The 7759-nt window shown below is 36.8% G+C and carries 7 protein-coding genes and 1 tRNA gene; 7 read left to right on the forward strand and 1 reads right to left on the reverse strand.

Annotation, left to right across the window (positions count from 1 at the left end):
* The first annotated feature begins 239 nt into the window (after positions 1-239).
* The 4 genes from HHT355_RS00265 to HHT355_RS00280 all read left to right on the forward strand — a co-directional run bounded on the left by HHT355_RS00265 (position 240) and on the right by HHT355_RS00280 (position 4341).
* Positions 240-935, forward strand: a complete 696-nt coding sequence (locus HHT355_RS00265) for a LiaF transmembrane domain-containing protein (RefSeq protein ID WP_103201461.1) — start codon at positions 240-242, stop codon at positions 933-935.
* Positions 932-1795, forward strand: a complete 864-nt coding sequence (locus HHT355_RS00270) for a DUF4097 family beta strand repeat-containing protein (protein ID WP_103201462.1) — start codon at positions 932-934, stop codon at positions 1793-1795. The genes HHT355_RS00265 and HHT355_RS00270 overlap by 4 nt, the downstream gene beginning before the upstream one ends.
* A 189-nt stretch (positions 1796-1984) precedes the next feature.
* Positions 1985-3364 (forward strand): D-alanyl-D-alanine carboxypeptidase family protein, encoded by a 1380-nt coding sequence (locus HHT355_RS00275; RefSeq protein ID WP_103201463.1) that lies wholly within the window; start codon positions 1985-1987, stop codon positions 3362-3364.
* 11 nt (positions 3365-3375) lie between these two features.
* Positions 3376-4341, forward strand: coding sequence for a CPBP family intramembrane glutamic endopeptidase (locus tag HHT355_RS00280; protein ID WP_103201464.1), 966 nt, complete (start codon positions 3376-3378; stop codon positions 4339-4341).
* 52 nt (positions 4342-4393) lie between these two features.
* Here the strand turns inward: HHT355_RS00280 and HHT355_RS00285 are convergent, their stop codons facing one another.
* Positions 4394-4714 (reverse strand): putative heavy metal-binding protein, encoded by a 321-nt coding sequence (locus tag HHT355_RS00285; RefSeq protein ID WP_103201465.1) that lies wholly within the window; start codon positions 4712-4714, stop codon positions 4394-4396.
* A 280-nt stretch (positions 4715-4994) separates the two neighbouring features.
* Between HHT355_RS00285 and HHT355_RS00290 the strand changes: the two genes are divergently transcribed.
* The 3 genes from HHT355_RS00290 to HHT355_RS00300 all read left to right on the forward strand — a co-directional run bounded on the left by HHT355_RS00290 (position 4995) and on the right by HHT355_RS00300 (position 7739).
* Entirely contained in the window at positions 4995-6164 is a 1170-nt protein-coding gene (locus tag HHT355_RS00290) for an iron-containing alcohol dehydrogenase (protein ID WP_103201466.1), read from the forward strand.
* Positions 6165-6370: 206 nt separating this feature from the next.
* On the forward strand, positions 6371-7549 hold the full coding sequence (locus tag HHT355_RS00295) for a cation diffusion facilitator family transporter (protein ID WP_103201467.1): 1179 nt from the start codon (positions 6371-6373) through the stop codon (positions 7547-7549).
* Positions 7550-7667: 118 nt separating this feature from the next.
* Positions 7668-7739, forward strand: a tRNA-Gln gene (locus HHT355_RS00300).
* Positions 7740-7759 lie beyond the last annotated feature (20 nt).

Consider the following 7759-nt stretch of genomic DNA (forward strand, 5'->3'; position numbering starts at 1 on the left):
TTATTTTGCAACATGAAGTCAGATGAAATTCAATTGCTTTATTAAAGGCTCTTTTCCAAAGAGTATTAATTTGCCGGATTATTATGATTATACTGTCATTCAGATGAAAGAAATTAAACAATTAAATTCTAATTAGAAAGATTAAACTATTCCGATATGTATTGCAAATCAGGTTTGATTAGAGTATGATATTTACATGTGTTATCCAATTTATAGCATATAGTGGGAGGTAGTAAACCGTGAGAAAAAAATTATCAAATATATTTTTAGGCCTTGTTTTCCTTGTAATTGGTATAGGTTATGCCGGGGATGCGGTAAATTTATGGGATTTTTCTTTGTTTTTCAGAGGATGGTGGACTTTGATTATAATTATCCCATGTCTTGTATCTATTATAAATAATGGCATTAATGTGGGTTCTTTTACGGGATTAATTATAGGGCTTATGCTTTTGGCCGCCCATTATGTTAATATAAGAATAAATTTCTGGGGATTAATAATACCTGTAATTTTTATAGCTATAGGTTTAAAGATTATATTTCAAAGTTTTCAAAGAAAAACAATAAATGTAGAACCGACTATACATGTTGAAGGGCAGGCAGGCAATTATGGACCTGGCCGGGCAGAATACAGTGCCATATTCTCAGGAAACAGCATAAAAGTAACAGACCGTTTTACAGGGGCCGATTTAAACGCTATATTCGGCGGATTAACTTTGGATTTAAGAGATGCTGTTATCGACAGTAATGTTGAGATAACTGCAACTACCGTATTTGGAGGTATTGATATATATGTACCCAGTGGTGTTCAGATCAAAGTAAATAATGTGCCTGTTTTTGGAGGAGTTAGCATTAAAAACCGTCATAGTTACGATTCGGGGGCATATACGATTTATCTGAATTCCACCACAATGTTTGGAGGGATAGATATTAAATGAATACTTTTCAAAAAGTTATAAAATATGCAGCAATTACTTTAGCTGTCCTTTTGACCGTTGGGATTCTTACGGCAATAGTAAGTTTTGTCTCACATGCGGTTACATTTTTTAATATAAGTGAAGGGTTGGAAAACGCATATTTGGATGATAATATGGATGAATACAAGGTAAATTTCACCCAGGAATTTATCGGCGTAGAAAAATTGGATATCAGTAACAACGTCGGTAAGTTGACTGTCAAATCCGGTGACAGATTTATGGTTGAAGGACGAAATGTTTCAAAGGATTTTAAAGCTTCGGTAAAAAACGGAACTCTTATTGTTAAGGATGACAGCGTAATTAAGTTCCTGTTTTTTACGTTCAGAAGGCCGAAAGACAAATCATATATCACAGTATATGTACCTTCTGATTTTACAGCCGAGGAAATAAAAATAAACAGCGGTGCGGGAGAAGTATTTATGGAGGATCTTTCAACCGAAAGGCTAATAGTTGATGCAGGCGTCGGTACGATTTACGGATATAACATAACCGCTCAGCATGTCAAAGGCAACGGTGGTGTAGGAGATATAACCTTTAATGATGTAAATCTTTCAAATGTTGATTTTGACAGCGGAATAGGAAATTTAAAAATTGACGGATTGCTTTTAGGCAATTCGAAATTCAACTGTGGAATAGGGGACATCGTATTGTATATAAACGGCGGCAGAGATGATTATGGCCTTAAGATTGACAGTGGTATAGGCTCCATTAGGGTTAACGGAGAAAAAATATCATCCGATTACAATGATATCGGTACGACAGACCACACCATAAAAATAGACGGTGGTATAGGCAATGTAGATATTAACTTCAGCTATTAATTTATTTGAACAGATATTTAAAGAATTTAGGATATTCCTTGCATTCTTTGGATATAGCTATTACAATAAGAAGAAAAAGGACGTTAAAATTATGATTGTAACGTCCTTTTTTATTAAAAAGGATTTACGGACTTGTCAGATGCCGCATGGCATTTATATAAACAGGTACAGGTTTAAGGAGATAATATAATGAACAGAAAAAGTATTTTAGGACTTATTCTATTCGCATGCATGGTCATAGCAGGCTTGTTTCTTGGAACAATGATAATGATAAGGCAGCCTGCAGACTTTAAATACAGTCAGAATCAACAGCAGTTGGCAGATGCCAATGATAATGATGTTTTAACGGAGGGAAACAATAAAACAGACAACAGTCCGAATCAGGATAATAACTTAGGTGTTGCTGCAGGAGATGAACTTACCTTTGCAGATGCCCAAAAGCCGGATAATAATGATGAGGAGACATCGGAGACTTCAAATAATCTTCCGCTTGATGTTGAGAATGAGTCGGAAGAAAAGCCTATACAGCAGGAAGATTCTGATTTAACCGATGTCGAAGAAATCGATACCGATGCCGGCGGGATAAATGAAACGGAAAATAATCCCGACGATGAGGAGACTATAGATTCTTACAACAATTCGGAAGCTACACTGGGAGGAAATATTGTAGATCTGCCTGATATGCAATTAATTACCGACAGCAGTCAGGTGGATTATATGAAATATATTCCCGAAATGATTTATGACAGCAGAATAGAAGTAGCTCTGGACATAGAAAATCCTTCTCTTAATATAAAGGCGAAATCTGCCATATTGTTTGATGCGGATACCGGAAAGGTTTTGTATCATAAAAATGCCGTTGAGCCGGTATTTCCAGCCAGTACCGCAAAACTTCTCACAGCGCTTGTAGCACTGGATTGGTGTATGGAGCAGGAAGAAGTAACGGTAGGAGAAGAACTGAAACTTGTGGCCTCGGATTCGACAGTAGCAAGACTAAAGAAAGGCCAGATTCTTACTATAAGAAATCTTTTAGAAGGTATGCTGGTACCGTCGGGCAATGATGCGGCTTATGTTACGGCTGCTTATGTAGGAAAAAAATCTTTAAAGAATGAAAATCCAAGCCTTAAAGATTCCATTTTTGAGTTTATCAGATTAATGAACGAAAAGGCTAAAAGTTTGGGAGTCGTCAATTCATGCTTTAAAACCCCCGACGGATATGATGCCATTGGTCAATATACTACCGCATATGATATGGGGTTAATAGGGCTGGCAGCAGCAGATAATAAGGTTATTGTTGAAATATGCAATAAAAGTTCTGCAAGAAATGTTTTTGTTGACGGATCCGATGTGACCTGGAATAGCACAAATTCTTTAATAAAAAAAGGCAGCCCCAGATATTATCCTTACTGTATGGGGCTTAAAACAGGTACCAGTACAATGGCAGGAAAATGCCTTATATCTTTGGCAAAAAAAGGTGACAAGACGGTTCTTGCCGTGGTTATGAATTCGGATTCGGAAGGCAGATGGGAAGACTCAAGAAAGCTTCTGGATTTCGGACTTAGTCAATAACGGAGGAAGCCATGGAAAATTATAATAATTTTTATGAAGAATCAAAAAAGTATTTGAATAATGATTCGGAAAAGATTCAGGACAGAAAAAGAAACAAAAAGATTTTAAGCCTTTGTGGATGGTTTTTGTCTATTATCTTTGTAGTTATATCAATTATACAGGTAATTTTATTTGTGTTATCCAAAAAATATTTTATAAGTTTTTACGAATCCGATTGGTTTGAACTTACTCTGACAGCAGTAAGCATATTGGGTGTAGGCTTGCCTTTGGCTTTTATATTGATGAAAAAAATACCTGATTCCGAAAAGGGAGAGGTAAAGAAACTGTCCTTGGGAGAGTTTGTTAAATACTTTTTAATATGCTATGCGGCAATGTTTTATACCAATCTGATTACCTTATTTATCAATAACATAATTTCATATTTTACGGGTTCTGAAGTGGTTAATCCATTGGAAGAGGTCATTTTAGGAAGCAATACATTTATTATAATTCTCTATGCCACAATACTTGGACCTATAGCCGAAGAGTTGATATTTCGTAAGCTGCTACTGGATAAACTGCGCAGGTTTGGAGATTTGCCTGCAATATTACTTACAAGCATAGCTTTCGGCCTTTTTCACATGAATTTGTCACAGGCTCTATATGCAACAGCAGTAGGAGCCGTTATGGCCTACGTTACCGTTAAAACCAATACTATCAGGTACTCTATATTAATACATATTATGGTAAACTTTATCGGCTCCGGCCTGGCACCTCTAGTCTTATACAGTGGAGATATGAAAATTATTATATTAATATCTCTTGTTATACAGGTTATTGTTGCAGCTGGTACGGCATTTTTTATTATTAATATTAAGAAAATCAAATTTACCAAAGCTGCCATTCCTTTGGTTAAAAAAAGCGACTATATACTTAATTCCGGTACAATCGTATTTATCATTCTCTGTATGTTTATGATTGTGGAAAGTGTGTTATAATAACAGACCGATATGTACCCTTTAAAATCATCATAAAAAAACTGTGTGTGTATTATGATACACACACAGCAGTTCCGGAGGCAGTGACCATCAGCATACCGTTGTTGCTGCCGAGTACTTCATAGTCTATATCAACTCCGACTATGGCATTTGCACCTAAGGCAGCCGCACGCCTTGTCATTTCTTCAATAGCTTCTTGTCTTGCTCTGATCAGCTCTTCTTCGTAAGTTCCTGACCTGCCGCCAAAGAAATTTGACAATCCGGCAGCAAAATCTTTGATGAAATCAACTCCTGATATAACTTCCCCGAAAACTATACCGAGGTAAGTATCAATCTGCTTTCCTTCTATGGAAGGGGTAGTAGTTATTATCATGTTAACCGCCTTTCTAGCTTTGATTTTTCTTTTATGATATAATAATAAAATAAAATCGTAATTTAAGAATGATTATAAAAAGAAAAAAATTGGTGACAGTAAAATACAGAGTCTTTTAATATTTTTTAGTAAAATTTAATTAAAATAATCAAATTTATAATAGGAAAAAGCAAATAAAGATATATAATTGAATTATGGCATATATTATATCATTTAATATATGGAATGTTTTTCATTTTCAATAAAGAGAGAGAACAAAAAGCTGAAAGGAGAAAAAGGTATGAATAATTTTACTTTTTACAGCCCGACTTATTTTGCATTCGGAAAAGGGACAGAAAAAGAAGCCGGCCGTTTGATTAAACGTTTTGGTGGGAGTAAAGTATTGATCCATTATGGGGGCGGTTCTGTCATAAGATCCGGTTTGCTTGACCGGGTAAAAGAATCACTCAATAAGGAGAATATAGAATATATTGAACTGGGTGGAGTTAAACCAAATCCCAGAAGCGGCCTTGTTTATGAAGGAATTGACCTTTGCAGGAAAGAAGGAATTGATTTTATCCTTGCAGTAGGAGGGGGCAGTGTTATCGATTCTGCCAAAGCTATTGCGGCAGGAGCAATGTATGAGGGTGATTTCTGGGACTTCTTTGAGGGAAAACCAATCGAAAAAGCCCTTCCTGTAGGAACCGTTCTTACTATTGCGGCCGCAGGAAGCGAAGGCTCCGGTGATACGGTAATAACTAAAGAAGAAGGTATGCTTAAAAGGGGAGCCGGAAGCGAGGTTCTTAGACCTAAATTCTCCATACTAAATCCCGAACTTACCCAGACCCTGCCGGCATATCAGACTGCATGTGGTGCCGTTGATATTATGGCCCATGTATTTGAGAGGTATTTCACCAATACTAAAGAAGTAGAAATAACCGACCGTCTGTGTGAAGCTATACTGCTTACCATGATAAAAGAGGTTCCCAGAGTTATAAAAGATCCCAATAATTATGAAGCCAGGGCTAATATTATGTGGGCAGGCATGGTGGCACACAATAACCTGGTTGGTGTAGGAAGAGAGCAGGATTGGGCAAGTCACGGCATAGAGCATGAACTTTCGGCTTTATATGATGTGGCTCATGGAGCCGGCCTGGCCGTTGTTTTCCCTGCCTGGATGACTTATGTTATGAAGCATGACATAAACCGTTTTGCCCAGATTGCGGTAAGAGTATGGGGATGTCATATGAATTTTGCCAATCCCGAAGAAACTGCCAGGGAAGGAATTGAAAGATTTAAGCAATTCCTTAAATCCATAGGAATGCCTACTACATTTAAAGAATTGGGAGCTAGGGAAGAAGACATTCCTTTGATGGTAGAAAAACTTGGCCTTGGTGAAAACGGTACTATCGGAAGCTTTGTGCGTCTGAATTCCAAAGATGTAGAAAATATCTACCGTCTGGCTTTATAAACTACACGCGTAGAATTAACTTACAAAATTAGGAAATATCTTTTGGCAGATGATTTTAAATAAAAATAAATAAAAGTTAAATAGCTGGATATTCTATATAGGTGCGTATCATCTGAATTATATATTTCTTGCCGGCAGGAAATAATCATAAGCGTGCCGGATAATTAAGGTTATAGGATATGAATGTACGAAAGGGGATATTTAACTTGACAGATCTTTTAGTTAAATTATTCATAAAAGACAGTGAAAACGTTGAGGATCAGAGGGTACGCACCTCATATGGGACTTTATCCGGGATAGTTGGCATTGTGTGTAATATTATTCTTTTTATAGGTAAACTGACAGTCGGTATTCTTATAAAAAGTATATCTGTAATGGCCGATGCTTTTAATAATTTATCGGATGCAGCTTCATCTGTTATAGGCTTTGTGGGAATAAAACTGGCAGGGCGGCCTGCCGACAAGGAGCATCCTTTCGGTCACGGAAGGCTAGAGTATATTGCAGCCCTGGCGGTTTCTTTTATAATAATACAAGTTGGTATTTCATTGTTTAAAAATTCATTTGAAAAAATCCTAAATCCGGAAGCTGTTGTGTTTAAACCGATACTTATAGGAATTTTGATTCTTTCCATATTTATTAAAGCATGGCTGATGCTGTTTAACAGAAAACTCGGAAAAAAGATAAAATCTTCTGTTATGCTTGCTACGGCAGCAGATTCTTTGAGTGACGTATTGGTTACTTCGGCTACTGTAGTATCTGCGGCAGTCGCGGGTTTGACAGGCCTTAAAATCGACGGATACATGGGGCTTGTGGTATCTGTATTTGTTATGATTGCGGGATTTAAAATAGCAAAGGATACCTTGGAACCTCTGCTTGGGCAAGCGGTCGACAGGGAAGTTTATAAGAGCATAACAGATATGGTGGAAAGTTACCCCAATATAGTTGGAACTCATGATTTAATAATACACAGTTACGGCCCAATTCACCGTATGGCAACGATTCATGCGGAAGTACCAAACGACATCAATTTTGAGGAAATACATGAAACAATAGACAAAATAGAACGGGATATACTTGAAAAAATGGGGATATTTCTTGTTATCCATATGGACCCGGTGGAAATGAACGATGCTTTGGTGCTTGAGAAAAAGAAATTGGTTATTGATATAGTAAAAAGTTATGATGAACGGGCTTCAATTCATGATTTCAGAGTAATAAAAACAGAATTTCAGATTAATCTGATATTTGATTTGGTGGTGCCCTTTTCTTATACGCCTAAGCAGGAAGAAGAAATCCTTGCAAAAATCATGGAAGAAACCAGAAAGCATGATTCCAGATTAAATTGCGTAATAACCCTTGAAAACAGCTATATAGCCGAAGACTAGCCCAATACAAAATATGTAATAAATTTCTTAAAATTTATACTTGAAATATGGCGGGCGATAAGTTATAATATCATTCGTGGCGGTCAGAAAGAGGCCGAAATCAAGTAAATATATAAATTGGGCTATCGCCAAACGGTAAGGCACCGGACTCTGACTCCGGCATTTCTAGGTTCGAATCCTAGTAGCCCAGCTATAAAAAAGGGCTCTTTG

Origin of the sequence: Herbinix hemicellulosilytica (assembly GCF_002904165.1) — a bacterium.
Classification (GTDB): Bacteria; Bacillota; Clostridia; order Lachnospirales; family Lachnospiraceae; genus Mobilitalea; species Mobilitalea hemicellulosilytica.